General features: G+C 45.4%; 1 protein-coding gene and 1 pseudogene. One reads left to right on the forward strand and one right to left on the reverse strand.

Annotated elements, in window-relative coordinates:
• Nucleotides 1-32: 32 nt before the first annotated feature.
• Nucleotides 33-143, forward strand: a pseudogene (locus tag VC188_RS11985) (transposase); the annotation flags it as partial.
• 13 nt (nt 144-156) lie between these two features.
• Here VC188_RS11985 and VC188_RS12105 read toward each other — a convergent pair.
• Nucleotides 157-269 (reverse strand): integrase core domain-containing protein (locus tag VC188_RS12105; protein WP_215295492.1); only part of this gene is annotated, 113 nt, incomplete at its 5' end.

Below are 269 nucleotides of genomic sequence, written 5' to 3' on the forward strand. Positions count from 1 at the left end.
TTTATGGCAGTATTTACAACAGGAGAATCAATATGAAGAAGTCACGATTTACAGAGACCCAAATCGTTGGGATTTTGAAAGAAGCCGAGGGCGGTATTGCGATGGCAGACATATTGCGCACGCATGGGATTAGTGGTGCCACTGTAGTATCCCCCGTCAAGCCGACATTCCTAAAGTGTTGTTTTCTGCCTTTGCTCGATAGTCTCTAGGCGATATTCTGCCAAGAGAGCTGTGCGGTCTTTCTTCGTTGTAAATCGTGATCCAGTTTT

The sequence above is a fragment of the Polynucleobacter sp. MG-28-Ekke-A2 genome, from assembly GCF_035012985.1.
Classification (GTDB): Bacteria; Pseudomonadota; Gammaproteobacteria; order Burkholderiales; family Burkholderiaceae; genus Polynucleobacter.